This window comes from Kitasatospora sp. NPDC089509 (assembly GCF_044749365.1).
Taxonomy (GTDB): Bacteria; Actinomycetota; Actinomycetes; order Streptomycetales; family Streptomycetaceae; genus Kitasatospora.
Genome location: NZ_JBIVHS010000009.1, coordinates 152,933 through 179,739, shown reverse-complemented (window position 1 = coordinate 179,739; position 26,807 = coordinate 152,933). Strand labels below are relative to the sequence as shown.

Below are 26,807 nucleotides of genomic sequence, written 5' to 3'. Positions count from 1 at the left end.
TACCTGGACATTGCGTCGGTGTGAACGCACGACAACGGCCGCCCGGCGCACCGGGGTTGACGGTCGAACGGGCGAACGCCGCAGTAACAGGCCCCGGTTCGGACCGGAACCCGCTGAAAGTCCGGGCAAAAGACCCGCTTTGTCCTTCCGTTCACAATCCCCGTCCTTGGCGGGACTTGGCCAATTCATGAAGAAGACCTGTCATTTGATTTGCTCGATTGTCATGCTTTCCGCCAACCCCGTTCGACCGCCACCACCCCCACCCAACCGGTGGCGGCCGCCCGAACACCCGGGGTTCCCGCACGTCAGCGCCCGTCCCGCCCCGAAGGTGCCGATCCCGGCCCCCGGGACGCGGCGCGACCGCGCCCACACGCGGTTTCCCGGAAGGACTCGTCCGTGAAGCGAAAGCTCGCCGCAGTCGCCGTACTCTCCGCCACCGCGCTCCTCACCGGTGTCGTCCAGGCCGGTGCCGCGCAAGCCGGTGCCGCCCCGCAGCCCCGCAGCGGCGCCCAGCAGCACGCCGACCTGCTCGCCCAGGCGAACGGCCGGGCCGGCCAGGTCGCCCACGCCCTGTCCCTCGGCGGCCAGGAGCAACTGGTCGCCAAGGACGTCGTGGTGGACACCGACGGCACCCGTCACCTCCGCTACGAGCGCACCCTCGCCGGGCTCCCCGTCCTCGGCGGCGACCTGGTCGTGCACCAGAAGGCGGACGGCACCACCACCGCCGTCGACAAGGCGATCGGCGCGCAGCTCGCCCTGCCGAGCCTCACCCCGCAGATCCCCGCGGACAAGGCCGCCGCCCAGGCCACCGGCGCCGTGCAGTCCACCGTCGGCATCACCGTCGACGAGGACGAGGCGCCGCTGACCGAGGTGCACCAGGCGGGCAAGGCCGAGCTGGTCGTCTGGGCCGCCGACGGCAGCCCGCGGCTGGCCTACCGCACCACCGTCGAGGGCCTGCGCGCCGACGGCACCCCGAGCAGCCAGCTGCTGGTCACCGACGCGGCCACCGGCCAGGTGCTCTCCACCCACGAGCAGGTGCAGACCGCCTCCGGCAGCGGCAAGGGCGTCTTCGTCGGCACCGTCCCGCTGACCACCACCCAGAGCGGCAGCTCGTACCAGCTCAAGGACGCCGGCCGCGGCGGCCAGGCGACCTTCACCCTGAAGAACAAGACCTCCGGCAGCGGCACCCTGGTCGCCAACACCACCAACAGCTTCGGCAACGGCCTGGTCTCCAACCAGGAGTCCGCCGCCGTGGACGCCCAGTACGGCGCCGCCGCCACCTGGGACTTCTACAAGAACACCTTCGGCCGCAACGGCATCCGCAACGACGGCGTCGGCGCGGTCAGCCGGGTCCACTACGGCACCAACTACGTCAACGCGTTCTGGAGCGACACCTGCTTCTGCATGACGTACGGCGACGGCGCGAGCAACACCCACCCGCTCACCGCGCTGGACGTGGCCGGCCACGAGATGACCCACGGCGTCACCTCCGCCACCGCGGGCCTCAACTACTCCGGTGAGTCCGGCGGCCTCAACGAGGCCACCTCGGACATCTTCGGCACCATGGTCGAGTGGTACGCCAACCTGGCCGCCGACAAGCCGGACTACCTGATCGGCGAGCAGATCAACATCAACGGCGACGGCAAGCCGCTGCGCTACATGGACCAGCCCTCCAAGGACGGCCGCTCGGCCGACTACTGGTCCTCCTCGGTCGGCGGCCTGGACGTCCACTACTCGTCCGGCGTGGCCAACCACTTCTTCTACCTGCTCGCCGAGGGCAGCGGCGCCAAGACGATCAACGGCGTCAGCTACAACAGCCCGACGTACAACGGCTCCAGCCTCGCCGGCATCGGCCGGGACAAGGCCGCGGCGATCTGGTACCGCGCGCTGACCACCTACTTCACCTCCACCACCAACTACGCGGCGGCCCGCACCGGCAGCCTGAAGGCCGCGGCGGACCTGTACGGCGCGAGCAGCGCCGAGTACAACGCCGTCGCCGCGACCTGGACCGCCGTCAACGTCAAGTGACGTACGGCGGTAGGTGAGCTGGACGCCCGGGGCCTCGTTGGAGGGCAGGCCCCGGGCGTCCGTCCATGCCCGCCGTGACGTCGCTCGACCCGACCAGGCCGCCCCCGCCGTCCGTCCGCCCCCGCCGGCCGTCCACGCCCGTCGGCAGCGACTCCCGGCCATTCACCGCGGCCGCACTGTCCTTTCCCGGCCCGGATTGTCATGCTTATGACGAGGCCTTGCCGGTCGCCCCGGACCATCCCCGGTAAGAAACGGCGACAGGCTGCCGCGGCCCTTTGGGAGAGGAGGCCGTGGCAGCCTGTCGACCGCCCGTACGGGCGGGGTCGAGCCGGCGGGACGGGATCAGGCGGTGGCGGGCTGCAGCTCCCCGCGCTCCTCGCGCCCGAGCATCCGCTCCGCGACGAAGCCGCCGAACGGCAGCACCGAGAGCACGAACAGCAGGACGCCGCGCTTGGCGTCCCACTTCTGCGCCTGCCAGGCCTGGATCCAGAAGACCACGTAGAGGATGAACAGGATCCCGTGGACCATGCCCATCACCGGCACCGCGTCGAAGGAGGTGGTCCGCTTCAGCACCGAGCAGATCAGCAGCAGGATGAAGGAGATCCCCTCGGGGGCCGAGATCAGGCGCAGGCGGTGGACGGCGCTGCTGTTCACGTCGATTACCTCAATACGGGGGTCGGAGGCGCGGGCACGCTTGTGAAGCGACTCACAAGCCTTCCGGCCATTATCACCGAGCACATCTCCGGATCATCGGCCGGGGGTGGCCACCGTGCCGGATGTCACAGCCCCGCGCCAGAAGGCGGCCGGACGGGGCGGCGCGTCGCCCGCACCCCCTATCCTGCTGCCCGCGCGCCCTGCGAACCGGGCGTCGTCGGCATCGCACACGGGGGGTAGCCACCACATGTTCAAGCGCGACTGGGACCGCAGGACCTGCGCCAAGCGCGGCCACGTCACCTACCGGCCGACCGAGCCCGAACTGGCCGGTCGGCTGCACGCCGCCACCGCCGTCGGCGACGCCTGGCGCTGCCTGCGCTGCGGCGACTTCGCGCTCGGCGCCCCGCACGGCTCCGGCCCGGCGGCGGACGCCCCGCTGGTGCCGCGCGGCAAGGCGCTGCGGGACCTCTTCATCCTGCGCTTCCTGGCCGTCGAGCGGGTGCTGCGCGGAGTGATCATCATCCTGATGGCCTGGGGCGTCTGGAAGTTCTCCAACAGCCAGGAAGCCGTCCAGCGGATCTTCGAGCAGGACCTCACGATCTTCAAGCCGGTCACCGACCACTTCCACTGGGACCTCGACCACGCGCCGGTCGTCGAGACCATCCGCAAGACCTTCGGCTACCAGAAGAAGACCCTGCTGATCGTCGCCGGCGCGATGATCGCCTACGCGCTGATCGAGATCGTCGAGGCGGTCGGTCTCTGGCTGGGCAAGCGCTGGGCCGAGTACCTGACCGTGGTCGCCACCGCCGCCTTCCTCCCGCTGGAGGGCTACGAACTGCACGAGCACGTCAGCGCGGTGAAGATCTGCACGCTGGCCCTGAACATCGCCGCGGTGCTCTGGATCATGCTCTCCAAGCGGCTGTTCGGCCTGCGCGGCGGCGCGGCCGCCTTCGAGGCGGAGCGCCACTCGGCCTCGCTGCTGGAGGTCGAGGAGGCGGCCGGCACCGTCCCCCACCCCGACCGGACCCACGGGGCGCACGCACGCTCCTGACCCGAACCATTGTCCCGGGCCCGTCACGGTTCGTCCCCGCCCTCTCGCCCGGCCGCCCCCGCGGCGGCTAGATTGCGGCCGTGGCACAGTTCAGACTCCAGGGATCGCGGGTGCTCGCCGTCGAGTTGGGCGGGGACGCCGTCAAGGCCCGGCACGGCTCGATGGTCGCCTACACCGGCCAGATGACCTTCAAGAAGCTGACCGGCGGCGGGGACGGACTGCGGGGCATGGTCGCCCGCAGACTGACCGGCGAGCGGATGACCGTCATGGAGGTGAAGGGGCAGGGCACCTGCTACTTCGCCGACAAGGCCACCGAGATCAACCTGGTCCGCCTCGACGGGGAGACCCTCTACGTCGAGGCGGACAACCTGCTGTGCACCGAGGCCGGACTGCACACCGGCACCAGCTTCACCGGGCTGAACGGCGTCTCCTCGGGCAACGGCTTCTTCACCACCAAGGTGGAGGGCCACGGCTGGGCCGCCGTGACCTCCCACGGCCCCGCCGTGATCCTGCGGGTCGGCAAGGACATGCCGCTGCGGGTCGACCCGGGCGCGTACATCGCGCACACCGGCGATCTGCACCGCAGCGTCCGGTCGGGCGCGGGCTGGACCACGGTGATCGGCGAGGGCGGCGGCGAGGCCGTCCAGGTCGAGTTCACCGGCGAGGGTCTGGTGTACGTCCAGCCCTCCGAGAAGAGCACCGTCGGGGGCGACGTCTGATGGCCTTCACCCGGATCAACGGAAAGCTGGTCGAGGCCCGGGTGGAGCCCGGGCAGCGGCTGTTCAGCCAGCGCGGGGCGATGATCGGGTACACCGGCGAGGTCCGGTTCACCCCGAGCATCACCGGCGGGCAGGGCGGGGTGATGTCGATGATCGGCCGACGGGTCGCGAACGAGGACACCCCGCTGATGACCGTCGAGGGCCAGGGCCGGGTGATGTTCGGCCACGGCGGCCACCACGTCCACGTGATCGACCTGACCGGCGACACCCTGTTCGTCGAGGCGGACCGGCTGCTCGCCTTCGAGGGCACGCTGCGGCAGTCCGCCGTGTTCCTCGGCTCGCAGGGCGGGGTGATGGGCATGGTCCGCGGCCAGGTCAGCGGGCAGGGCCTGTTCACCACCCGGCTGGAGGGGCACGGCTCGGTCGGGGTGCTGGCCCACGGCGGCGTCTTCGAGCTGCCGATCGTCCCCGGACAGCCGGTGCACGTCGACCCGCAGGCGTACGTGGCGCACCGCGGCGAGGTGCGCAACAAGCTGTCCACCGCGATCGGTTGGCGCGAGATGATCGGCCGCGGCTCGGGCGAGGCGTTCCAGCTGGAGCTGTCCGGCCAGGGCACGGCGTACGTCCAGGCGAGCGAGGAGAAGCTCTGATGTCCCACCCGCCGCAGCCGCCGTACGGGGGGCACTCGCCGCACGACCAGCCGACCCAGCCGGGCTTCACGGTGCCGCCGGTGCCGCCGCACCGCGGCCGCTCCTCGGACTACCCGCCGCCCCCTCCCCCGCCGCCGCCCGGGTACGCCCCGCAGTCCGGGTACGCCCCGCAGTCCGAGTACCCCCAGCCGCCTCAACAGCCGTACGCCCAGGAGCAGTTCGGCGGCACCCAGGCCCCGCTGCCGACGGCCCACGGCAGCGTCGGCCCGGTGGTGCACGACGCGTACACCCTGCCGGCCGGCGACAACGTCAACCCGTACGCCTTCTCTGTCGAGCTGAACGGCTCCTACTTCCTGCAGAAGGGCAAGATGGTCGCCTACTACGGCGACATCACCTTCCGCGGCGTCGGCGCGGGCATGGTCGACCGGGTGCTCGGCCAGCACTTCAACTCGCCGCTGCACGCGGCGGACTGGGTGGTCGCCCAGGGCCGCGGCAAGCTGCTGCTGGCCGACCGCGCCTTCGACCTCAACTCCTACGACCTGGACGACGGCAACCTGACCGTCCGCTCCGGCAACCTGCTCGCCTTCGACCCGACGCTGCGGCTCAAGCAGTCGATCATCCCGGGCTTCCTGACCCTGATCGGCACCGGCCGCTTCGTCGCCGCCTCGAACGGGCCGGTGCACTTCGTGGAGCCGCCGGTCCGGGTGGACCCGCAGGCGCTGGTCGGCTGGGCGGACTGCCCGGCGCCGTGCCACCACTACGACCACGACTACCTGCACGGGGTGGTCGGCGGCCTGCGGCGGCTGACCGGCATCGGCGGGGCGTCCGGCGAGGAGCACCAGTTCGAGTTCATCGGCGCCGGGCAGGTGCTGGTGCAGTCCAGCGAGCTGCTGATGGCCGAGCGCTCGGTCGGCCGGGTGGACGCCGAGGCGGGCGTGCCGGCCGGCGGGGTGCCGTCCCAGTCCGACCACGACCCGGGCCGGCCCGGCGTCGGTAACCTGGGCGAAATCGGTCGGCGTTTCGGCCTGTAAACTTGTACAAGATTGAACTAAATCGGCTATGCTGGGCGCCATGGATACGCACACGATCGACGCGGCGGACACCCCTGACCCGCAGCCCGAGGGGGACACCCCCTGGCTGACCGCCAGGGAGCAGCGGATGTGGCGCGCCCATCTGGAGGTCGCCAAGCTGCTGGAGTACCAGCTCAGCCGTGAACTCCAGCCGCACAACCTGGCGATCAACGACTACGAGATCCTGGTCGTGCTCTCCGAGGCCCCGGACCACCGGATGCGGATGACCGACCTCGCGACGGCCACCCTGCAGTCGAAGAGCCGGCTCTCCCACCAGATCACCCGGATGGAGAACGCCGGCCTGGTGCTCCGCCAGGAGTGCCCCAACGACCGCCGCGGCCTCTACGCCCACCTCACCGAGCAGGGCTGGGAGACCATGCAGCGGGTCGCCCCCGACCACGTGCGCAGCGTCCGGGCCCACTTCATCGACCGGTTCACCCCGGAGCAGCTCGACGCCATCTACGAGGCCCTCGCCCCGGTCGCCGACCACCTCCGCGGCCTCCGCGGCCGCTCCTAGACACTGCGCGGGCCGCCCGTTCCGCGGAACGGGCGGCAGGTCGGCTCAGTCCGCGGTCGGATCGGCTCAGCCCGTGGTCAGACCGGCCACCAGCTGGTCGGCCGCCCCGTACGGGTCCAGTTCGCCGGAGACGACCCGCTCGGCGAGGCCGGCCAGGTGGCGGTCCCCGGAGAGGTCGCCGATCCGGGCGCGCAGTTCGGCCAGGGCGATCGCCTCGATCTCCTGGGCGGCCCGGCGGCGGCGGCGCGCCACCAGCTCGCCGTGCTCCTCCAGCCAGGCGCGGTGCTTCTCCAGCGCCTCGACCACCTCGTCCACGCCCTCGCCGCGCGCCGCGACGGTCTTGACGATCGGCGGGCGCCAGTCCCCCGCCCCGCGGGCCTCGCCGAGGCCGAGCATGTGGTTGAGCTCCCGGGCGGTGGCGTCGGCGCCGTCCCGGTCGGCCTTGTTGACCACGAAGACGTCGCCGATCTCCAGGATGCCCGCCTTGGCGGCCTGGATGCCGTCGCCCATCCCGGGGGCCAGCAGCACCACCGCGGTGTCGGCCTGGGCGGCGACCTCGACCTCGGACTGCCCCACCCCGACCGTCTCGACCAGGATGACCTCGCAGCCGGCCGCGTCCAGCACCCGCAGCGCCTGCGGGGCCGCCCAGGACAGTCCGCCCAGGTGTCCGCGGGTGGCCATCGAGCGGATGAACACCTCGGGGTCGGTCGCGTGGTCCTGCATCCGGACCCGGTCGCCGAGCAGCGCCCCGCCGGAGAACGGCGAGGAGGGGTCGACGGCGAGCACCCCGACCCGCTTGCCGAGCCGCCGGTAGGCCGAGACCAGCGCCGAGGTGGAGGTCGACTTGCCGACCCCGGGCGAGCCGGTCAGGCCCACCGTGTACGCCTGGCCGGTGTACGGCGCGAGCGCGGCCATCGCCTCCCGGAGCTGCGGGGCGGCGTTCTCGACCAGCGTGATCAGCCGGGCGACCGCCCGCGGCCGGCCCTCCCGGGCCTGCTCGACCAACGCGGCGACATCGATCATCGGGATCTCCTTGCACGGATGTCGGCGGACGGCGGATGCCGAAGGGGCTGCGGACCACTGGTGGCGGTCCGCAGCCCCGAGGGGTTCAGAGAGCAGATCAGGCCTTCGGCACGCGGACAATCAGCGCGTCGCCCTGGCCACCGCCGCCGCACAGCGCGGCCGCGCCGACGCCGCCGCCGCGGCGCTGCAGCTCCAGCGCCAGGGTCAGCACCACGCGGGCGCCGGACATCCCGATCGGGTGGCCGAGCGCGATCGCGCCACCGTTGACGTTGACGATGTCGGAGGAGACGCCGAGGTCCTTCATCGACTGGTACGCGACGGCCGCGAAGGCCTCGTTGATCTCGATCAGGTCGAGGTCGGAGACCTCCAGGCCCTCCTTGCCCAGCGCGTGCTTGATCGCGTTGGACGGCTGCGACTGCAGCGAGTTGTCCGGGCCGGCCACGTTGCCGTGGGCGCCGATCTCGGCGATCCAGGTCAGGCCCAGCTCCTCGGCCTTGGCCTTGCTCATCACGACCACCGCGGCGGCGCCGTCGGAGATCTGCGAGGAGGTGCCGGCCGTGATGGTGCCGTCCTTGGTGAAGGCCGGGCGCAGCCGGCCCAGGCCCTCGACGGTGGTGTCGGCGCGGATGCCCTCGTCCTGGCCGAAGAGGACCGGCTCGCCCTTGCGCTGCGGGATGGCCACCGGGACGATCTCGGCCTCGAAGACACCGTCGGCCTGCGCCTTGGCGGCCCGCTGGTGGGAGGCGGCGGCGATCTCGTCCTGCACCTCGCGCGGGATGCCCAGCCGGGTGTTGTGCTTCTCGGTGGACTCGCCCATCGGGATGTTCTCGTAGGCGTCGGTCAGGCCGTCGTACGCCATCGCGTCCAGCACCTCGACCGCGCCGTACTTGTAGCCCTCGCGGGACTTCGGCAGCAGGTGCGGGGCGTTGGTCATCGACTCCTGGCCGCCGGCCACCACGATGTCGAACTCGCCGGCCCGGATCAGCTGGTCGGCGAGCGCGATGGCGTCCAGGCCGGAGAGGCAGACCTTGTTGATGGTCAGCGCCGGGACGTTCATCGGGATGCCGGCCTTGACGGCCGCCTGGCGGGCCGGGATCTGGCCGGCGCCGGCCTGCAGCACCTGGCCCATGATCACGTACTGGACCTGCTCACCCGTGATCCCGGCCCGCTCCAGCGCGCCCTTGATCGCGAAGCCGCCGAGGTCGGCACCGGAGAAACCCTTGAGCGAGCCGAGCAGGCGACCCATCGGGGTCCGCGCACCGGCAACGATCACAGAGGTGGTGTTGGTCATGGGACGGGCCCCTTCGCACGTCGTGGCCAGGTGAGGTTGCGCTCAGGGTACTGACCCGTTTTCCGCCCGTCACCGGAGCGACGGTGTGATCGAGCGCACTGGCACCGTCCAGTCAACACCGTGTCAACGCGGTCCGGGTGAACGTCCGGGTGAAAGCTGGTGTGTGAGCAGGCTCGCACGTCCGGCACTGGCGCCGGCTCCGAGCGATGCGCTGCACTGGGTGCCACTTTCCGTCCACCGCCCTGGAGGCCGCCGTGCTGACCCGCATCGACCACATCGGCATCGCCTGCCGAGACCTCGACAAGACGGTCGAGTTCTACCGCGCCACCTACGGCTTCGAGGTGTTCCACAGCGAGGTCAACGAGGAGCAGGGCGTCCGCGAGGCCATGCTCCGGATCAACGGGACGGACGACGGCGGCGCCTCGTACCTCCAGCTGCTGGAGCCCACCCGGCCGGACTCCACCGTCGCCAAGTGGCTGGAGAAGAACGGCGAGGGCGTGCACCACATCGCCTTCGGCACCGCCGACGTGGACGGCGACTCCGAGGCCATCCGCGACAAGGGCGTCCGGGTCCTGTACGACCAGCCGCGGATCGGCTCGATGGGCTCGCGGATCACCTTCCTGCACCCCAAGGACTGCGGCGGCGTGCTGACCGAGCTGGTCACCTCCGCGCTGCCGGGCGGCCACGAGGAGCACTGAAACCGCCCCCGGTTGCGCCCGTCCCCGGGCGGCACACCGCGATCCGGCCCTAGCGACCCGTCAGTAACGTGGTCCGGCAGCCGGAAAACCACCACGCGGCCATTCCCCCGCGGTGCGCTCCCACTACAATGCCCAGGTGCGCGAAGACTCCGGGGGACGGAGGCGACGGGCACGGCCGATGACTGGCCTGTCCGCCCTCCGGTGGTCGGCCCGTCGCAGGGGAGTCCAGTACGCGGGCACGGCTGAACAGTCGCAAGACGGATCTGTCACCATTCTCCACAGGCAAGAGTTCGCCCAGGAGTCCACCCGGACGGGGGAACGCGGCACCGCCGCGCTCCCGCGGCCAGGACTCCGACGACCGCGGCGGACGCCCCCGGCTTTGGCAGGGGTCGTCCGGTGGCCGCGGATGCAAGGACCAGTCGGACCGGTGCCCCGGACACGGGAGCCCGGGACAGGCCGGGTCGAAGACGCGACCAGGAGATGGATGGGACCGCGGAGTGCGGGGCAACGACCGCTACGAGGTTGACGATCACCTCTCCCAGTTCGAGGCCGAGATGGGTCGGACTCGGAAGGAGCGGGACAAGGCAGTCGAGCATGCCGAGGACCTCGCCTACCAGGTGGAGGTGCTCCGGGCCAAGCTGCACGAGTCCCGGCGCATGCTCGCCCAGCCGCGCGCCTTCGACGCCGTCTCCGGCCAGGCCGAGCAGATGCTCCGCACCGCGGAGATGCAGGCCCAGCAGATGCGCGCCGACGCCGAGCGCCAGCTGCGCGACTCCCAGGCCGCGACCCAGCGGATCATGGCCGAGGCCGCCGAGCGCACCGCCCGGCTGGAGGCCGAGCTCGCCGCCCGCCGCCGCCAGCTGGAGGACGAGCTCACCGAGCTGCGCCGCTCCGCCGAGCAGCACGTCAACGGCTGGGCCGAGCAGACCCGCAGCGGCTCCGAGCAGGAGGCCCAGCGCCTCCTCCAGGACGCCCGCGCCGAGTCCGAGCGGATGGTCGCCGCGGCCCGCGCCGAGGCCACCGCCCTGGCCGACCAGGCCCGCGCCCAGACCGCCGCCGACGTGGACGCCGCCCGCGGCGAGGCCCACGCCGCCGCCGAGGCCGCCCTGCAGAAGGCCCAGAACGACGCCGAGCGCCTGCTGCGCGCCGCCTCCGAGCACGCCCAGCAGGCCGGTGCCCAGGCCGCCGCCGACGTGGACGCCGCCCGCGGCCAGGCCCAGCAGGAGCTGGCCGCCGCCCACGCCGCCGCCGAACAGCAGCTGGCCGCCGCGCAGGCCGAGATCGGCCGGCTCACGGAGCAGGCCGCCGCCGAGCAGGCCCGCGCCGAGCAGCAGCTCGGCGCCGCGAAGGCCGAGATAGAGCGGCTGCGCGACGCGGCGATCGCCGAGGCCGAGCGCACCCGCCAGGAGGCCACCGAGCTGCGGGTCCAGGCCGAGCAGGCCGCCGAGCGGCTCCAGGCCGACGCCGAGGCCGCCGCCGAGCGCCGGGTCGCCGACGGCGACGCCGCCACCGAGCAGCGCTCGCAGACCGCCCGGGCCGAGATCGCCCGACTGGTCGCCAACGCCACCAAGGAGTCCGAGGCCATCCGCGCGGAGGCCGAGGCGATCCGGACCGAGGCCGCCACCCGGCAGGCCGAGGCGGACGCCGCCAAGGCCGCCGCCGCCGAGGAGAGCGAGCGGCTGCGGGCCACCGCCGAGTCGGTCGCCGCCCAGCTGAAGGCCGAGGCCGAGGCCGCGATCGCCGACCTGCGCGCCCAGGCCGACCGGGACGTCGCCGAGCTGCGCGCCCAGGCCGAGGCCGACGCCCAGCGGCTGCGCGGCGAGGCCGAGGAGGAGGGCCGGGCGGCCGGCGCCAAGGACGCCACCGTCCACCTCGCCAAGGCCGCCAAGACCGCCGAGGAGGTGCTCGGCCGGGCCAACCAGGACGCCGAGGCCGCCCGCGGCGAGGCCTCCGCCGAGGCCGAGCGGATCCGCACCGAGGCGCACGCCGAGGCCCAGCGGCTGCGCGAGCAGGCCCAGGCCGCCGTCGAGCAGGCCCAGAACGCCGCGCTGGACGACGCCGCCGCGATCCGCGAGCGGATCGAGCAGATGCAGGACGAGGCGGCCCGGCTGCGCGCCGAGGCCGAGGAGCTGCGCGCCCAGGCCGCCGCCGAGGCCGACCGGGCCCGCAGCGAGGCCCGCCGCCAGGCCGTGCTGCAGATCGAGGAGTCGGCGAAGAACGCCGAGGAGCTGCTGACCAGGGCCAAGGCCGACGCGGACGACCTGCGCGCGGGTGCCGCCGAGGAGATCGAGCGGCTGCGCGAGCAGGCCCAGGAACAGGCCGCCGAGACCCAGGGCCGGGCCGAGCAGACCCTGGCCCGGGCCCGCGCCGAGGCCGGGAAGATCACCGCCACCGCCGAGCAGCAGGGCCAGGACGCGCTGGCCGCCGCCAAGGCCGCGGCCGCCGAGAACCGCACCGCGGCCGAGCGCGAGACCGCCGAACTCCGGCGCGACGCAACCGAGTTCGACCAGCGGGTGCGCGCCGAGGCGAGCACCGCCGCGGAGGCCCTGACCGCCGACGCCCAGGCCGGGGCGAAGGCCGTCCGGGACGCCGCGGTCGGCGACGCCGAGCGGGTGCGCGCCGAGGCCGACGCCGAGGCCGCCCGGACCAGGGGCGAGGCCGAGGCCGCCGCCGAGGCGCTGCGCGAGGAGAGCCGGCGCGAACGCGAGGAGGCCGCCAACGGGCTGCTGCGCGAGCGCGAGGAGACCGCCGAGCAGCTGGCCGCCGCCCGGACCGCCCGTGAGCAGGCCGAACTGGCCGCCGCCGAGCTGACCGAGCGCACCGACGCCGAGACCACCGCGCTGCGCACCGACGCCGAGGCCTACGCCGAGCGCGTCCGCACCGAGGCCGAGCAGGCCGCCGTCGCCCTCACCGAGCGCACCGACGCCGAGACGGCCGCCCTGCGCACCGACGCCGAGCAGGCCGCGGACGAGCTGACCCGGCGCACCGCCGCCGAGACGGCCGCCGTCCGCGAGGCCGCCGAGGCCTACGCCGACCGGGTCCGCACCGAGGCCGAGCAGACCGCGGTGGACCTCGCCGAGCGCACCGCCGCCGAGACCACCGAGCTGCGCGACAGCACCGACCGGTACGCCGCCGAACTGCGCGAGCTCGCCGAGCGCGAGACGGGCGAGCTGCGCGCCGGGGCCGAGCAGGACGCCGCCGAGCTGCGCGCCGAGACGGAGCAGTACGCCGTCGACCTGCGCGCCGAGACCGAGCAGGCCACCGCCGAGCTGCGCGCCGAGACCGAGCAGTACGCCGTCGAGCGCCGGGCCGAGGCCGACGAGCTGCTGGAGCAGGCCACCGAGGCCGCCGGCCAGCGCCGGGCCGAGGCCGCCCAGGACGCCAAGGCCACCCGGGAGAAGGCCGCCGCCGAACTGGCGCTGGCCAACGAGCAGGCCGAGACCGTCCGGGCCGAGGCCGGCCGGGAGCTGTCCGAGGCCCGCGCCACCGCCGACGGGATCCGCGCCGAGGCCGCCGCCGAGCTGGAGCAGGCGCGCGCCGACGGCGAGGATGCGGTCGCCGCCGCCCGGGCCGAGGGCGCCGAGCTGGTCGCCGCCGCCGAGGAGGAGGCCGCCGAGGTCCGCCAGTCGGTGGCCGGCCTGCACGAGGCCGCCGCCGAGCAGATCGCCGCACTGCGGGCCACCGCCGAGCAGGAGGCCGCGGACACCCGCGACCTGGCCGAGCGGGACGCCGCCGAGACCCGTGCCCTCGCCGACCGGGAGACCGCCGAGCAGCGCGAGCTGGCCGAGCGGGAGACCACCGAGCAGCGCGAGTCCGCCGACCGGTACGCCGCCGAGGTGCACGAGCTGGCCGACCGGGAGACCGCCGAGCAGCGCGCCCGGGTCGACGCCGAGACCACGGCCCTGCGCGAGCGGACCGAGCTGGAGCTCACCGCCGAGCGCGAGGCCGCCGAGGCCGAGCTCGGCCGGCAGCGCGCCGAGGCCCAGGCCTACGACGAGCACCTGCGCGCCGAGGCCGAGGCCGAGCTGCGCGCCGCCCAGGGGGCCGCCGAGCAGCTGCGCGCCGACACCGAGGCGCACGCCGCCCGTACGGTCGCCGACGCCGAGGCCCAGGGCCTGCGCACCATCGCGGACGCCGAGGAGCTGGCCGCCGGGCTGCGCGCCGAGGCCGAGGAGTACGCGCTCGCCACCCGCACCCTGGCCGACGACTACGACAGCGCCAGCCGCTCCCGCGCGGACGCCTACGACGCCGAGACCCGGGAGGCCGCCGAGCAGTTCGACAAGGCCACCCGGGACCAGGCCAAGTCCGTCCTGGAGAAGGCCTTCGCGGACGCCGAGTCGCTCGGCGAGGACGCCCAGACCACCGCGCTGGCCACCACCGCCGCCGCCGAGGAGCAGGCGGACGCGATGGTCGCGGCCGCCCGCAAGGAGGCCGACCGACTGGTCGCGGCGGGCGAGGCGGCCGGTCAGGCCGAGGTCGAGAAGGGCCGCTCCGACGCCGACGCGCTGCTCGCCGAGGCCCGCCGGGACGCCACCGCGATCCGCGAGCGGGCCGAGGAGCTGCGCGAGCGCACCGACGCCGAGGTGGAGGCGCTGCACGAGCGGGCCCGCAAGGAGAACGCGGCGGCCATGAAGTCGGCCGGCGAGCGGGTGGACGCGCTGGTGACGGCCGCCCAGGAGCAGCTGACCGAGGCCGAGGAGCAGGCGGTGGCCGCCGTCGCCGAGGCCGAGGACCGCGCCGCGGCGCTGGTCGCGGCGGCCGAGGAGCGGGCCGGCGAGCTCACCTCGGAGGCCTCCGCGGAGGCCAGCAAGGTCCGGCTGTCGGCCGTCCGCAAGGCCGAGGGCCTGCTCAAGGAGGCGGAGACCAAGCTCGCCAACTCCACCGAGCGGGCCGAGGCGCTGATCGAGAAGTCCGAGGCCAAGCTGCGGTCGGCCGAGGCGGAGGCCGAGGAGCGGCTCGACGGCGCGGCGGCCGAGGCGGAGAAGCGGCTGCGCGACGCCGACCGCACCGCGGACGAGCAGATCGAACTGGCGAAGGCGGAGGCCGAGCGGCTGATCGCCGAGGCGAAGGCGGAGGCCGAGCGGGTCACCGGCGAGGGCCGGCGGGAGCTGGACGAGCTGGTGCGCCGCCGCAAGGACATCAACACCGAGATCTCCAGGGTCCAGGACGTGCTCTCGGCGCTGGAGGCGTTCGAGGCACCGTCACCGGTCGCCCAGGCCAACGGGGGAAGCAGCACGAAGAAGGACGGGGGTGCCAAGGCCGGTGCCGGAGTTGGCTCCCCCCGGTCGGGTGGCAATCGTTCCAAGAACGCACCACCCGATTGAGCGGACATTGACGGTCATTGTCCGTGAGAGAACGGCATTTCGCCGTCGACACTCCGGTACCGTGTCAGGATTCCCTCAACCACCTCAGCGGTTTGACGACAGGAAGCCCAGAGTCCCATGAGCGACAGTCACTCCCCTCACGGCTTCGACCTGGTGCGCCGTGGGTACGAGCGCGCCCAGGTCGACGAGCGGATCACCAAGCTGGTGGCCGACCGTGACAGTGCATTGACCCGGATCAGTGCGCTGGAGAAGCGCATCGAGGAGCTCCACCTGGAGACCCAGACCGCCCAGGCGGCGGTCGCCGAGCAGGAGCCCTCCTACGCCGGTCTCGGCGCCCGGGTCGAGAAGATCCTGCGGCTCGCCGAGGAGGAGGCGAAGGACCTGCGCGACGAGGCGCACCGCGCCTCCGAGCAGCACCGCGAGCTGGCCGAGGCCGCCGCCCAGCAGGTCCGCACCGAGGCCGAGAACTACGCCAAGGACCGCAAGGCCAAGGCGGAGGACGAGGGTCTGCGGATCGTCGACAAGGCGAAGAGCGACTCCGCCCAGCTGCGCGCCGAGGCCAACAAGGACGCCCAGAACAAGCGCGAGGAGGCGGACGCCCTCTTCGAGGAGACCCGCACCAAGGCCGCCCAGGCCGCGCTGGAGTTCGAGACCAACCTGGCCAAGCGCCGCGAGCAGTCCGAGCGCGACCTGGCCGCCCGCCAGGCCAAGGCCGAGAAGCGCCTCGCCGAGATCGAGCACCGGGCCGAGCAGCTGCGCCTGGAGGCCGAGAAGCTGCGCACCGACGCCGAGCGCCGGGCCCGCCAGACCGTCGAGACGGCCCAGCGCCAGTCCGAGGACATCGTGGCGGACGCCAACGCCAAGGCGGACCGCATCCGCAGCGAGTCCGAGCGCGAGCTGGCGGCGCTGACCAACCGTCGCGACAGCATCAACGCCCAGCTGACCAACGTCCGCGAGATGCTGGCGACGCTGACCGGCGCGGCCGTGGCCGCCGCCTCGCTGCCGACCGACGACACCATGGGCGTGCCCGCCCAGCAGTCGCGCTGACCCGGCCGTCCGGCCCGGCACCGAGCAGGTCCTCACCCTTCGGGGTGAGGACCTGCCGCGTTTGCGGGTGTCACTACCTCGGGTACGCCCCGTCGGGCCGTTGGTGCCCGCTGCTGAGCTGGTTGCCCTCGTCGTCGGAGACGGTGCCGAACCAGGAGGTGCACCAGACCGAGACCGAGTCCGGCCAGTACTGCACCTCGAAGGGGTGTCCGGACCCGTAGTCGCCGTACGAGGTGACGATGAAGGTCTCCCCCGGGCGCATCCAGTAGTCCTCGCCGAGCGGTTCCAGGGTCAGCTCCACCAGCCCCTCGCCGCGATTGGTCACCGGCATCCGGCCGGTGACCTCCAGGGCGGAGTAGTCCCAGCCCGCCGCGTCCGGGCTCATCCGGCGGCCACCCGGGCGAGCAGCCGGCGGACGGCGGTGTCGAACGCCCCCGGGGACTCCAGGGCGCTCAGGTGGCCCACTCCGGGGACGACGGTCAGTTCGGCGTCCGGGTGGGCCGCCAGCATCCGTTCGGCCTCCTCCGGCGGCACCAGGGCGTCCTGGGCGCCCGCGAGGAGCGCGACCGGCACCCGGATCCCGGCCAGCACCTCCAGGGAGTCCGGACGGGCCGCCATGGCCCGCTGGGTCCAGGCGACGGCGGCCGGCGGCGCGGCGGCGACCATCGTCTGCACCCGGTCCACCAGGTGCTGCGAGTCGGGCCCGAGCTGCTTGGCCGCCACCCGCTCGTCCAGCAGCAGCCCGACACCGTCCCGGGCGGTGACGGCGGCGGCGATCCGCTCCCGGTCGGCCCGGACGGCGTCGGTGTCGGCGGTGGCGCGGGTGTTGGCCAGCAGCAGACCGGCCAGCCGGTCCGGGTGGCGGCGGGCGAAGGCGAGCGCGACGTAGCCGCCCATGGAGAGCCCGCCGAGCACCGCCCGGTCGATCCCGGCCGCGTCCAGCAGCAGCGCCAGGTCGTCGGCGACCAGGTCCAGCGAGGGCTCGTCGTGGCCCAGCTCGGTGCCGCCGAACCCCCGCTGGTCGGGGGCGAGCACCCGGACCTCGTCCCCGGTGAGTCCGGGCAGCGCGTCCAGCTGGGCGGACCACATCGAGGAGTTCAGGGGGAAGGCGTGCAGCAGCACGAGGGGTGTTCCGGTGCCGCTCTCGCGGACGGAAACCGCAGAAGGGAGCTCGCTCATGCGCCCACCGTATTCCGGTGGGACCGATGGGCCCACTCACCGGACCCACTCGACGGGCCACGACATCCGCTTTGTCCTAGCCTGACAGAGAGTAAGGGAGCGCGAATGATCGAGTTGCACGACCTGACGAAACGTTACGGCAAGACGCTCGCGGTGGACCGGCTCAGCTTCTCGGTCCCCCAGGGGGTGGTCACCGGCTTCCTCGGCCCCAACGGCGCGGGCAAGTCCACCACCATGCGCATGATCCTCGACCTGGACCGCCCGACCAGCGGCCGGGTCACCATCGACGGCAGGCGCTACGGGCAGCTCAGCGAGCCGCTCAAGTACATCGGCGCCCTGCTGGAGGCCAAGGCCGTCCACCCCGGCCGCACCGCCCGCGACCACCTGCTCTGGCTCGCCCAGAGCAACCGGATCCCGGTCAGACGGGTGGACGAGGTGCTCGCCCTGGTCGGCCTCACCCCGGTCGCCCGCAAGCGGGCCCGCGGCTTCTCGCTCGGCATGGGCCAGCGCCTGGGCATCGCCTCCGCGCTGCTCGGCGACCCGGAGATCGTCATGTTCGACGAACCGGTCAACGGCCTGGACCCGGAGGGCATCCTCTGGATCCGCAACCTGATGAAGCGGCTGGCCGGCGAGGGCCGGACGGTCTTCGTCTCCTCCCACCTGATGAGCGAGATGGCCGTCACCGCCGACCACCTGGTGGTCATCGGCCGCGGCCGGCTGCTCGCCGACCTGCCGATGCCGGAGTTCATCCGGCGCAACTCCCGCTCCGCCGTACGGCTGCGCACCCCGCAGCCCGAGCGCCTGCTCGACGTCCTGGCCGGCGCCGGGCTGCGGCACGAGCCGGGCCCGGACGGCTCCTACGAGGTGGTCGACGGCGACATCGCCCGGCTCGGCGAACTGATCGCCTCGCACGGCGTGGTGCTGCACGAGCTCAGCCCGCAGCAGGCCTCGCTGGAGGAGGCGTTCATGCAGATGACCGCGGACTCGGTGGAGTACCACGCGGGCGACGGCCCGGGCCGGGACGCGGCCGGCGCGCCCGGCGAGTGGGGCGCGGGCTGGAAGGCGGACGGCACCCGGCCGGCCGCGGCGGTGCGGCAGGAGGAGAACTGAGATGGCGTCCTTCCCGGCGGTCCTGCGCTCCGAGTGGACGAAGATCCGCAGCGTCCGCTCCACCCTCTGGACGCTCGCGCTGGCCTTCGTGGTCACGGTGGGGATCGGCGCGCTGCTGTCCCTGCTCACCAACAACAACTTCACCGAGTTCCGGCGGCACGACCAGAGCCCGTTCGACGCCACCGGCACGGCCTTCTCCGGCATCATGCTCGGCGAGCTGGCGATCATCGTCTTCGGCGTGCTGGCGATCGGCAACGAGTACAGCAGCGGGATGATCCGGGTCACCCTGGCCGCCGTCCCCCAGCGCGGCACCCTGCTGGCCGGGAAGGCGCTGGTGCTCGGCGTGCTGGCGCTCGCGGTCGCACTGGTGACCGCCTTCGCGACCTTCTTCACCGGCCAGGCGCTGCTCGGCTCGCACTCCACCACGCTGAGCGAGCCGCACGTGCTGCGGGCGGTGCTCGGCGCCGCGCTGTACCTGACGATGCTCTGCCTGTTCTCGGCCGGCGTCACCGCCATGCTGCACAACCAGACGCTCGCGCTCGGCGTGCTGGTGCCGTTCTTCTTCCTGCTCTCGCCGATCCTCTCGGCGGTGCCGAAGGTCAAGACCCTGGCCCACTACTTCCCCGACTACGCGGGCTCGCGGATGCTGCTGGTGTACGAGCAGAACGGCCAGCCGTACGGGCCGTGGACGGGCTTCGCGATCTGCCTGGCCTGGACCCTGGCGGCCCTGATCGGCGGCGCGCTGGTGCTCAAGAACCGCGACGCGTGAGGGAGTCGAGGACTCAGTAGCGCGGAGCGCCGCGGCCTCGCAGCACATTGGAGGCCCGGCGCTCGCGCGCTCCCCAGCACGCGCGGTGCCAGTGCCGCCGGTCGTCCACCCCGGCGCCGTGCTGCGGCCAGGCCACCACGTGGCCCACCCCGGGCGGGATCTCCTGGTCGCAGCCCGGGCAGCGGTAGGACCGCCCCGAGGTGCCGGCGACCGTCTGGACCACCCAGTCGTCGCCCTGGTAGTTCTCGGTGCGGCGCAGCGATCCGCCGAGCGGGGCGGCGGTCGGCTCGCCGCGCTCGCTCGGTTCGGCGCTCTTGATCCGGTTTCGGCGGGGCACGGCGGGCTGCCTCTCTTCCGGGGGGCTCGAAGTCGTCGTTCCAGCCTAGAGCCTGTCCCCCGGCGGAGGGCGGGTCCCCGGCCCTCCGGAGGCCTCTATCACGGCCCCGGACCACTGTCCGGCGTTTTTGCCGAGATCCACCCGATCATCGGGGAAATTCGGGGTTCGGCGTGCCATTGGCACATGACATCGGATACCCACGAGGGGACAGGCGGGGCCCGCAGACCCTGCGTGCACCCGAGGAGGCCCCCAGGATGACCAAGACCAGCCCCCGCGCCGAGACCCGCCGGCCCGTCGGCGTACGGCCGCCCGCGCCCGGCCCGGCGCTGACCGCCGCACCGCCGCTGACCGCGGTCGCGGGCGAACCGCTGACCGCCGTGCAGCGCTCCGGCGCACTGCCGCCGGACACCGCACCGGTACGGGTCGGCGCGTTCCTGTTGTCCGCCCAGTTCCCCGGGCAGAGCCACGGCGAGGCGCTGGAGCGCACCGTCCGGACCGCCGTCGAGGCCGAACGCGCGGGCCTGGACAGCGTCTGGCTGGCCGAGCACCACTTCGTCCCGTACGGGGTCTGCCCCGACGCCGCGACCCTCGCCGCGCTGCTGCTCGGCCGCACCCGGCGGATCGGCATCGGCACCGCGGTCAGCGTGCTCTCCAACCGCCACCCGGTGGCGCTGGGCGAACAGGCCGCACTGCTGCACCTCACCTCCGGCGGGCGCTTCACGCTCGGGGTGGGCCGCGGCGGGCCGTGGATCGACCTGGAGGTGTTCGGCAGCGGCGTGGACGCCTTCGAGACCGGCTTCCCGGAGCGGCTGGACCTGCTGCTGCGCTGGCTGCGCGGCTCCCGGGTCGGCGCGGACGGGCCGCAGTTCGCCTTCCCCGAAGTGACGGTGGTGCCGCAGGCCACCGAGCCGCTGCGCCGCCCGGGCCTGGGCAGTTGGCTCGGCCTGGGCGAGCCGACCGGCCCGGTCCGCTTCCCGCGCCAGCGGCAGGACACCGACGCCCTCGGCGAGGAACTCACCACCGCCGGACGGCCGGTGGCCGGCCCGCCGGTGGTGGTCGCCTGCACCTCCCCGGGCGGGGTGAAGCTGGCCGCCGAACGCGGCCTGCCGATGCTGCTCGGCATGCACTCCGGCGACGACGACAAGCTGCGGATGCTGGAGCTCTACCGGACCGCCTGGCTGGCCGCCAGGCGCAGCGAGGAGCAGCTGCGGCGGGTGACCCGCCAGCACGTCGCGGCCGGGGTGGCCCAGGTCGACGACCGCACCTCCACCGCCCGGGCCACCCTGCTGAGCGCGATGCCCGGCTGGTTCGAGTACGGGCTCGGCGCCCACCGCACCGTGGACGGCCGCGAGCGCAAGATGCGCGACCCGCACCAGTACACCGAACTCCTCTGCGACCTGCACCCGGTGGGCACCCCGAGGCAGTGCGCCGACCGACTGCTGGCCACCGCCGAGCGCACCGGCATCCGGCGGTTCGCCCTGCTCGCGGAGGGCAGCGGCGATCGCGAGGCGACCCTGCACAACATCGCCCGGCTCGGCTCCGAGGTACTGCCGCAACTGAGTTGAGCCACCGGGCCGGGCCCCGGGCCGCCGCTCCTCCCCCCGCACCGGGGGACGGCGGCGGCCGGTCGGGGCCGGGTCAGCAGTCCCGCAGTTCCTCGGACTGGTTGAGCAGCTGCTCCCGGACGGAGGTGAAGCGGTCGTACCGCGCCTCGTTGGCGTCCGACGGCAGGAACACCGCCACCCGGTGACAGTTCTGGAACGCCAGCCGGACCCCGAAGTGCCGCTGCAGGGCGCCCCGGATGGCATCGCTGGCCAGGGCGCGCAGCAGCTGGCCGCGGGCCTGCTCGCTGGGCGGCGGCACGTGGTTGTCGGCGAAGTCGGTACCGTCGACCTTGGCCTGGGCGACCAGCGAGCTGATCAGGTCCCAGGCGTAGGGCAGCGAGACGCGGACGCAGTCGACGAATTCCCGCTCGTCGACCTCGCCCCGCTCGGCCTTCTCCAGCAGGGCCGGTGAGACGTCGAGCGACATGGATTCTCCTCTCGCGGTCCACCCGCGCAGCGCCCGGGTGGTCATGCGTAGTCCAAGCTCACAGTGAGGGTGCGCGAAAAATCGCAGGTGACGTCCGGAACACCGTGGGACGGGGTTTCCGGCGTCGAATGCGCGGGCGGCGACGCCACGGGACGTGACGTCCTGAACACCGACCGCGTCAGAACAGCGTGGCAGTCAGCGGCGGGGCAGGCCGGTCGTTCCTACGGATTGCTCCGGAAATACGCCGTGGTGCACCAGATTGGCCTGATCCCGTCGGATCGTTCATCTGAAGTCTCCATCCCCGTTGACAGCGACCCTGCATCCGTGCCGTCACACACCGTAGCGACCCGAGGGGGCGTACGCCAGAGCGCGACGGGCGGAACCCGGATCGCCGAACCTCCATGTTCGCGGGGTTCGCGTCTTCTTCACCCGGTCGTCGCGGAATCGCATCAACTGGCCCCGGTGGGCTAGCGTGGTCGACCGTGCGTCTCGTAATTGCCCGCTGCTCAGTCGACTATGCCGGTCGGCTCTCCGCCCATCTGCCCTCCGCCACCAGGTTGATCCTGGTCAAGGCCGACGGCAGCGTCAGCATCCACGCCGACGACCGCGCCTACAAGCCGCTCAACTGGATGTCCCCGCCGTGCAACCTCAAGGAAGCCGACGGGGTCTGGACGGTGGAGAACAAGGCCGGCGAGAAGCTCATCATCACGCTGGAGGAGGTGCTGCACGACTCCTCCCACGAACTCGGGGTGGACCCCGGCCTGATCAAGGACGGCGTCGAGGCGCACCTCCAGGAGCTGCTCGCGGACCGGATGGAGGTGCTCGGTGCCGGCTGGTCGCTGATCCGCCGTGAGTACATGACCGCGATCGGCCCGGTCGACATCCTCTGCCGCGACGCCGACGGCGCCACCGTCGCCGTGGAGATCAAGCGCCGCGGCGAGATCGACGGCGTCGAGCAGCTCACCCGCTACCTCGAACTCCTCAACCGGGACCCGCTGCTGGCCCCGGTCAAGGGCGTCTTCGCCGCACAGGAGATCAAGCCCCAGGCCCGCGTGCTGGCCACCGACCGGGGCATCGGCTGCGTGGTGCTGGACTACGACGAGCTGCGCGGCATCGACGACGACAAGCTCAAGCTGTTCTGACCGGTCAGGACTTCGCCGGGGTCGTCGCGGTGGACGACCCGGACGGACTGGACGGCGGCGTGGACGGAGCGGTCGGCGACGCGCTCGGGCTGGTCGGGCTCGCCGACGGCGAGGCCCCGCCGCCCGGCTGAGTCCCGCCCCCGCCGGTGCCGCCCCCGCCCGACCCGCCGGGCTTCGGCCCCGACGGCTGGCTCGGCGGCTGCGACTGGCCCGGCTCGGGCTGCTGCGGCTGCGGCTCCTGCGGGGCGCCCGTCCCGGTGGCCCCCGGTGAGGCGCTCGACCGCCGGGACGGCGAGGTGCTGGGCGAGTGCGACGCGCTGCCGCTCGCCGAGGGCTCCGGGCTGCCGCTCGTCCCGGTGGGCGCGCTCGGCGCGGCGCCGGCCGTCGCCTCCGTCCCGGCCGTCCCCGGCGAGCCGTCCGCGGAGGGCAGCGGCAGCGGCGCGTTCCCGGTGTCGCCGACCTCGTCCAGCCGCCCGTGCGGGTCGTTGCCCTTGTGCTCGTCCGGCCCGGCCATGGTCATCGCCACCGCCGTGCCGAGCACCCCGAAGGTGAGCAGGGCCGCGGAGGCCACCACCACCCGGCGCCGCCGCCCGTTGCGGGCCTTCAGCCCGGCCGGCACCCGGGCCGCGATCTTGCGGATCACCGGCCCGCGGCCGGGCGCCGCGGCGGCGGGCGCGGCGGGCGGCAGCTGTCGGCCGTCGGCGCGCAGCAGGTCGATCATCCGGCGCGCGGCGGCGACCCCGCGCTGCTCCCCGGCGGTGGCCCGCAGGGTGAGCGCGCTCTCCAGTTCGGCGATCGCCCGGGACGGCTGCCGCAGGCAGATCGCGTGCACGCCCGCCTCGTGGTGGAACCAGGCCTGGTCGACCGCCGAGCCCGTCCGCCGGGCCGCCTCCAGGCCGAGCTGCAGCGCCCGCTCCCAGGCTCCCCAGCGCAGGGCCAGCGCCAGCGCGGGCGCCGCCGCCCGGGCCAGCCGGACCACCGCCTCGTGCCGACCGGCGGTCCGGTCCGCGAGCAGCACGCCGATCAGCACCTCGGCCTCGGCGGCGACCTGCGTCAGCGACACCGAGCTGTGCCCGACCCACCAGGCGAAGTGCTGGGCGGCGCCGTCGACGCAGCCGCGGGCCGGCCAGTGCGGGGCGAGCAGTTCCAACGCCCCGGCGGTGAGCCGGTGGTGCCCGCCGACGGACACCGCGAGTCCGGCGTCGGCGAGTTCGGCCAGCGCGCTCTCGCCCTGGCCGACGTCGATCAGCGCGGGCAGGTGCGGCGCGGTGGGGCACTCGCCGCCGAGCGCGACGGCCAGGCGCAGCACGGCCTGGGCGGACTCGCCGAGCCCCTCGGCCAGCCGGACGGCGGGCGAGGCGGTCTCGGCCACCGAGGGCAGCGGTACGGTGCGCCGCAGCGCGTTCTCCCGGATCGCCGGGTCGGGGTCGTGGACGGGCTCCTCGACGGCCCCGAAGACGTCCAGCCGGTCCTCCTCGGCGGCGACCAGCGCGTCCACCGAGACGTCCCGCTGGCGCAGCAGCGCGGCGGCCTGGACGAAGCGCAGCGGCAGACCCTCGGACTCGAACCAGAGGTCGACCGCCCAGGCCTTCTCCGCGACGTCCAGCGGCCGGCCGGCCAGCCGGCCGGTGAGGGCCAGGCAGGCGGCCCGGGAGAGCCCGGGGACGAGGTGGTCCCGCAGCCGGGAGCCCGCGGGCAGCTGCGGGGCGGCGGGGGCGACCGAGATCAGGAAGGCGCAGCCGGGGGCGGTGGCGAGCAGTTCCTCCAGCTCGGGGCCGACCGGCTCGGCCCCGTCGATCACGACGACCGCGCGGACGTCGGCGAGGTGGGCGGTCAGCTGGCCGGGGTCGGGCCGGTAGCCGGGGGCGTGGTGGGTGGCGGCGAAGAGGTCCTGGAGCAGGTCCGCGGCGGTGCGGCGGTGTCCGCAGAGCTGGACGACACCACCGGGGGTGAGGTCGGCGGCGGCCTCGGCGACGGCCGACAGCAGGGTGCTGCGGCCCGAGCCGGCCTGGCCGACCAGGCGTATCGAGCGGCCCTCGGCGAGCAGGCCGAGCAGTTCGGCGATGTCGGCCTCGCGGTCGAGCAGCGGCAGGTCGGTGGGACCGGCGCCGAGGGCCAGCGGGCCGACCGCCCGGCCGACGCCGCCGACCGGGCCGCGGGCGGGCTCGCTGCGTTCGATCCGGCGCGGGCGGGGCCGCCACTCCTCGGGACACGGTCGGGCCTCGGAGCCGTCCGGGGCGCCGACGCCGACCAGCAGGGCGCCGGAGACCAGTTCGCCGCCACGGGTACGGACGGCCTCCTGCCGGAACTCCCCGGATGGCTGTGCCACGTTCTGCTCCGCATCGTGTTCGGCCGCCGGCGTCCTACGCCGGCCGGCACACGTCTCGGTCGCGGCCACGGGCGGGCTGGGGGCAGCCGGCCCCGGGCGGCCGTCATCTGACGGGCAGACTCTTGCACATCCGGGCCCGGCCGTGCAGTGCGGTACGGGTGCGGGGAGGGTGAAGGCACGCCGGGCGTGCGGCGCCGGACCCGCGCCGGTCCGTGCGCCGTCTCCGGGCGCGCGCGCCCTCCGGGCACGCCCCCGAGGATGCGTCAGACGGCGGGCACCTCGGCGATCCCGCCGTCGACGGCGAGGATCCGGTGCAGCTTGGTGGCCACCAGCAGCCGCTGGAGCTGCGCGGGAACGGAGCGCAGCACGAGCCGGCGGCCGATCCGGCCAGCCCGCCGGTGGGTGCCCATGATCACTCCGAGACCGGTGGCGTCCCAGAACTCCAGCCGGCCGAGGTCCAGCACGAGGTCACCGAGGCCGCCGTCCACGGCCTGGTGCAGCAGGGCCCGCGCATCGGCGGCGGTGCGCACGTCGAGGCGGCCTTCGATGGCCAGCGCCCTGTGGTCGCCGGTGATGCGCATGCTCTCCTCCTTCGCCTGGCTGTCCTGCGCTGTCCTGGCTGGTCCGGTTCTGTCCGGGGGTGGGTCCGGCCCGGACCGTGCCGGGAACGGGGGAAGGGATGCCGTCCGGGCGGGCCTGAGCCCCTCGCCTCGGAATGCCGGGTTCCCTCATCTGACGGTGGAGCAGCTCCGCAGGTTGCTGTTTTCCGACCTCTTCTGAAGCAACTTCACTCGTCCGAGGGAATATACGCAGGTCCGCTCCACACCTACGCTCGATTACCGCCCAAATCACCCGTCTGCGGCACCCGGCGTGAGGAAACTCACCCACCCCGGCACGGTGGGCCGTACGACGCTCTGGTCGCACGGCCCACCAGGTCGTTCAGCCCCGCGGACTCACTTGCCCTCGTACGGGTAGAAGCCGCGACCGCTCTTGCGGCCGAGGTCGCCGGCGGTGACCATCCGGGCCATGATCTCCGGGGCGGCGAACTTCTCGTCCTGGGTCTCGGTGTAGATGTTGCGGGCGGCGTGCAGCAGGATGTCCACGCCGGTCAGGTCGGCGGTCTGCAGCGGGCCCATCGCGTGGCCGAAGCCGAGGCGGCAGGCGGTGTCGATGTCCTCGGCGGTGGCCACGCCCGACTCGTACAGCTTGGCGGCCTCGACGACCAGCGCGGTGATCAGGCGGGTGGTGATGAAGCCGGCCACGTCGCGGTTGACCACCACGACCTCCTTGCCGACGCCCTCGGCGTAGGCCCGGGCGGCCGCCATCGTCTCGTCGCCGGTCTTGTAGCCGCGGACCAGCTCGACCAGCTTCATCATCGGGACCGGCGAGAAGAAGTGGACGCCGACCACCGACTCGGGCCGCCGGGTGACGGCGGCGATCCGGGTGATCGGGATGGCGGAGGTGTTGGAGGCCAGCACGGCACCGTCCTTGGCGAGCTTGTCCAGCTCGCGGAAGACGCCCTCCTTGACCTCCAGGTTCTCGAACACCGCCTCGACCACGATGTCGGCCTCGGCGACGGCGCCCAGGTCGGTGGTGGTGGTGATCCGGCCCAGCGCGGCCTCGGCGTCCTCGGCGCTCAGCCGGCCCTTGGAGACGAACTTGTCGTACGAGGCGCGGATGCCCGCGAGGCCGCGCTGCAGCGCCTCCTCGGTCACGTCCCGCAGCACCACCGGGTGGCCGGCCTGGGCCGACACCTGGGCGATGCCGGCGCCCATCAGGCCGGCCCCGATCACGGCGATCTGCTTGCTGGACGCATTGGTCATGCTGGGTCTCCCGAT

23 protein-coding genes are annotated in these 26,807 nt (G+C 73.7%); 13 read left to right on the top strand and 10 right to left on the bottom strand.

All coding sequences use genetic code 11. From position 1 onward, the window contains the following. The first annotated feature begins 396 nt into the window (after window positions 1–396). Window positions 397–2,028: a M4 family metallopeptidase gene (locus tag ACIP4P_RS21100; RefSeq protein WP_350512030.1), complete on the top strand. Its 1,632-nt coding sequence runs from the start codon at window positions 397–399 to the stop codon at window positions 2,026–2,028. Between the two features lie 342 nt (window positions 2,029–2,370). Here the strand turns inward: ACIP4P_RS21100 and ACIP4P_RS21095 are convergent, their stop codons facing one another. Then, window positions 2,371–2,688, bottom strand: a complete 318-nt coding sequence (locus ACIP4P_RS21095) for a DUF3817 domain-containing protein (RefSeq protein ID WP_350512072.1) — start codon at window positions 2,686–2,688, stop codon at window positions 2,371–2,373. Window positions 2,689–2,929: 241 nt separating this feature from the next. On the opposite strand from ACIP4P_RS21095, the gene ACIP4P_RS21090 reads away from it, so the two are divergent. The 5 genes from ACIP4P_RS21090 (at window position 2,930) to ACIP4P_RS21070 (ending at window position 6,689) form a co-directional block, all read left to right on the top strand. After that, a complete protein-coding gene (locus ACIP4P_RS21090) occupies window positions 2,930–3,733 on the top strand; it encodes a DUF2127 domain-containing protein (protein ID WP_400920529.1) in 804 nt (267 codons plus the stop codon). An 80-nt stretch (window positions 3,734–3,813) separates the two neighbouring features. After that, on the top strand, window positions 3,814–4,452 hold the full coding sequence (locus tag ACIP4P_RS21085; protein WP_350512028.1) for an AIM24 family protein: 639 nt from the start codon (window positions 3,814–3,816) through the stop codon (window positions 4,450–4,452). Then, a complete protein-coding gene (locus ACIP4P_RS21080) occupies window positions 4,452–5,102 on the top strand; it encodes an AIM24 family protein (protein WP_400920526.1) in 651 nt (216 codons plus the stop codon). Before ACIP4P_RS21085 ends, ACIP4P_RS21080 begins: the two co-directional genes overlap by 1 nt. 239 nt (window positions 5,103–5,341) lie before the next feature. After that, a complete protein-coding gene (locus tag ACIP4P_RS21075; RefSeq protein ID WP_400920697.1) occupies window positions 5,342–6,133 on the top strand; it encodes an AIM24 family protein in 792 nt (263 codons plus the stop codon). A 40-nt stretch (window positions 6,134–6,173) separates the two neighbouring features. Next, window positions 6,174–6,689, top strand: coding sequence for a MarR family winged helix-turn-helix transcriptional regulator (locus ACIP4P_RS21070; protein ID WP_400920524.1), 516 nt, complete (start codon window positions 6,174–6,176; stop codon window positions 6,687–6,689). A 66-nt stretch (window positions 6,690–6,755) separates the two neighbouring features. Here the strand turns inward: ACIP4P_RS21070 and meaB are convergent, their stop codons facing one another. Both meaB and ACIP4P_RS21060 read right to left on the bottom strand, forming a co-directional pair. Continuing rightward, a complete protein-coding gene (meaB, locus tag ACIP4P_RS21065; RefSeq protein WP_400920522.1) occupies window positions 6,756–7,712 on the bottom strand; it encodes a methylmalonyl Co-A mutase-associated GTPase MeaB in 957 nt (318 codons plus the stop codon). A gap of 97 nt (window positions 7,713–7,809) precedes the next feature. Further along, window positions 7,810–9,003, bottom strand: a complete 1,194-nt coding sequence (locus ACIP4P_RS21060; protein ID WP_400920520.1) for an acetyl-CoA C-acetyltransferase — start codon at window positions 9,001–9,003, stop codon at window positions 7,810–7,812. Between the two features lie 254 nt (window positions 9,004–9,257). Here ACIP4P_RS21060 and mce point away from each other — a divergent pair, with 254 nt between their 5' ends. The 3 genes from mce to ACIP4P_RS21045 all read left to right on the top strand — a co-directional run bounded on the left by mce (window position 9,258) and on the right by ACIP4P_RS21045 (window position 16,072). Next, a complete protein-coding gene (mce, locus tag ACIP4P_RS21055) occupies window positions 9,258–9,701 on the top strand; it encodes a methylmalonyl-CoA epimerase (protein WP_400920518.1) in 444 nt (147 codons plus the stop codon). 497 nt (window positions 9,702–10,198) lie between these two features. Further along, window positions 10,199–15,025: a hypothetical protein gene (locus tag ACIP4P_RS21050; RefSeq protein WP_400920516.1), complete on the top strand. Its 4,827-nt coding sequence runs from the start codon at window positions 10,199–10,201 to the stop codon at window positions 15,023–15,025. A gap of 117 nt (window positions 15,026–15,142) precedes the next feature. After that, window positions 15,143–16,072, top strand: a complete 930-nt coding sequence (locus tag ACIP4P_RS21045) for a cellulose-binding protein (protein ID WP_350512021.1) — start codon at window positions 15,143–15,145, stop codon at window positions 16,070–16,072. A gap of 73 nt (window positions 16,073–16,145) precedes the next feature. On the opposite strand, the gene ACIP4P_RS21040 is transcribed toward ACIP4P_RS21045, so the two are convergent. Next, complete coding sequence (locus ACIP4P_RS21040; RefSeq protein WP_350512020.1) at window positions 16,146–16,457, bottom strand: hypothetical protein; 312 nt, start codon at window positions 16,455–16,457, stop codon at window positions 16,146–16,148. Beyond that, entirely contained in the window at window positions 16,454–17,251 is a 798-nt protein-coding gene (locus tag ACIP4P_RS21035) for an alpha/beta fold hydrolase (protein WP_400920513.1), read from the bottom strand. The genes ACIP4P_RS21040 and ACIP4P_RS21035 overlap by 4 nt, the downstream gene beginning before the upstream one ends. A gap of 105 nt (window positions 17,252–17,356) precedes the next feature. On the opposite strand from ACIP4P_RS21035, the gene ACIP4P_RS21030 reads away from it, so the two are divergent. Together ACIP4P_RS21030 and ACIP4P_RS21025 are read left to right on the top strand one after the other, a co-directional pair. Continuing rightward, entirely contained in the window at window positions 17,357–18,361 is a 1,005-nt protein-coding gene (locus ACIP4P_RS21030) for an ABC transporter ATP-binding protein (RefSeq protein ID WP_400920511.1), read from the top strand. A 1-nt stretch (window position 18,362) separates the two neighbouring features. Further along, the gene (locus ACIP4P_RS21025) at window positions 18,363–19,130 is read left to right on the top strand and encodes an ABC transporter permease subunit (RefSeq protein WP_350512017.1); all 768 of its coding nucleotides are present in this window, start codon (window positions 18,363–18,365) and stop codon (window positions 19,128–19,130) included. 13 nt (window positions 19,131–19,143) lie between these two features. Here the strand turns inward: ACIP4P_RS21025 and ACIP4P_RS21020 are convergent, their stop codons facing one another. Then, window positions 19,144–19,467 carry an ATP/GTP-binding protein gene (locus ACIP4P_RS21020; protein WP_350512016.1) on the bottom strand — a complete coding sequence of 108 codons (324 nt, stop codon included), beginning with the start codon at window positions 19,465–19,467 and terminating at the stop codon, window positions 19,144–19,146. A gap of 254 nt (window positions 19,468–19,721) precedes the next feature. Here ACIP4P_RS21020 and ACIP4P_RS21015 point away from each other — a divergent pair, with 254 nt between their 5' ends. Next, on the top strand, window positions 19,722–21,032 hold the full coding sequence (locus tag ACIP4P_RS21015) for an LLM class flavin-dependent oxidoreductase (protein ID WP_400920508.1): 1,311 nt from the start codon (window positions 19,722–19,724) through the stop codon (window positions 21,030–21,032). Between the two features lie 73 nt (window positions 21,033–21,105). Here ACIP4P_RS21015 and ACIP4P_RS21010 read toward each other — a convergent pair whose 3' ends face one another. Beyond that, a complete protein-coding gene (locus tag ACIP4P_RS21010) occupies window positions 21,106–21,498 on the bottom strand; it encodes an SCO5389 family protein (protein ID WP_400920506.1) in 393 nt (130 codons plus the stop codon). A gap of 482 nt (window positions 21,499–21,980) precedes the next feature. On the opposite strand from ACIP4P_RS21010, the gene nucS reads away from it, so the two are divergent. Beyond that, on the top strand, window positions 21,981–22,640 hold the full coding sequence (gene nucS, locus ACIP4P_RS21005; RefSeq protein WP_350512013.1) for an endonuclease NucS: 660 nt from the start codon (window positions 21,981–21,983) through the stop codon (window positions 22,638–22,640). A gap of 4 nt (window positions 22,641–22,644) precedes the next feature. Here nucS and ACIP4P_RS21000 read toward each other — a convergent pair whose 3' ends face one another. From ACIP4P_RS21000 to ACIP4P_RS20990, 3 genes are all read right to left on the bottom strand, one after another. Then, complete coding sequence (locus ACIP4P_RS21000; RefSeq protein WP_400920505.1) at window positions 22,645–24,969, bottom strand: ATP-binding protein; 2,325 nt, start codon at window positions 24,967–24,969, stop codon at window positions 22,645–22,647. A gap of 263 nt (window positions 24,970–25,232) precedes the next feature. Beyond that, window positions 25,233–25,550, bottom strand: a complete 318-nt coding sequence (locus ACIP4P_RS20995; RefSeq protein ID WP_350512011.1) for an STAS domain-containing protein — start codon at window positions 25,548–25,550, stop codon at window positions 25,233–25,235. Window positions 25,551–25,922: 372 nt separating this feature from the next. Further along, entirely contained in the window at window positions 25,923–26,792 is an 870-nt protein-coding gene (locus tag ACIP4P_RS20990) for a 3-hydroxyacyl-CoA dehydrogenase family protein (protein ID WP_350512010.1), read from the bottom strand. Window positions 26,793–26,807 lie beyond the last annotated feature (15 nt).

Bases quoted from the DNA above. Each gene is read 5' to 3' on its own strand.
- ACIP4P_RS21090 (WP_400920529.1), top strand. From the start codon at position 2,930: ATGTTCAAGCGCGACTGGGACCGCAGGACCTGCGCCAAGCGCGGCCAC.
- ACIP4P_RS21080 (WP_400920526.1), top strand. From the start codon at position 4,452: ATGGCCTTCACCCGGATCAACGGAAAGCTGGTCGAGGCCCGGGTGGAG.
- ACIP4P_RS21070 (WP_400920524.1), top strand. From the start codon at position 6,174: ATGGATACGCACACGATCGACGCGGCGGACACCCCTGACCCGCAGCCC.
- meaB (WP_400920522.1), bottom strand. From the start codon at position 7,712: ATGATCGATGTCGCCGCGTTGGTCGAGCAGGCCCGGGAGGGCCGGCCG.
- ACIP4P_RS21060 (WP_400920520.1), bottom strand. From the start codon at position 9,003: ATGACCAACACCACCTCTGTGATCGTTGCCGGTGCGCGGACCCCGATG.
- ACIP4P_RS21045 (WP_350512021.1), top strand. From the start codon at position 15,143: ATGAGCGACAGTCACTCCCCTCACGGCTTCGACCTGGTGCGCCGTGGG.
- ACIP4P_RS21040 (WP_350512020.1), bottom strand. From the start codon at position 16,457: ATGAGCCCGGACGCGGCGGGCTGGGACTACTCCGCCCTGGAGGTCACC.
- ACIP4P_RS21035 (WP_400920513.1), bottom strand. From the start codon at position 17,251: ATGAGCGAGCTCCCTTCTGCGGTTTCCGTCCGCGAGAGCGGCACCGGA.
- ACIP4P_RS21030 (WP_400920511.1), top strand. From the start codon at position 17,357: ATGATCGAGTTGCACGACCTGACGAAACGTTACGGCAAGACGCTCGCG.
- ACIP4P_RS21025 (WP_350512017.1), top strand. From the start codon at position 18,363: ATGGCGTCCTTCCCGGCGGTCCTGCGCTCCGAGTGGACGAAGATCCGC.
- ACIP4P_RS21015 (WP_400920508.1), top strand. From the start codon at position 19,722: ATGACCAAGACCAGCCCCCGCGCCGAGACCCGCCGGCCCGTCGGCGTA.
- ACIP4P_RS21010 (WP_400920506.1), bottom strand. From the start codon at position 21,498: ATGTCGCTCGACGTCTCACCGGCCCTGCTGGAGAAGGCCGAGCGGGGC.
- ACIP4P_RS20995 (WP_350512011.1), bottom strand. From the start codon at position 25,550: ATGCGCATCACCGGCGACCACAGGGCGCTGGCCATCGAAGGCCGCCTC.
- ACIP4P_RS20990 (WP_350512010.1), bottom strand. From the start codon at position 26,792: ATGACCAATGCGTCCAGCAAGCAGATCGCCGTGATCGGGGCCGGCCTG.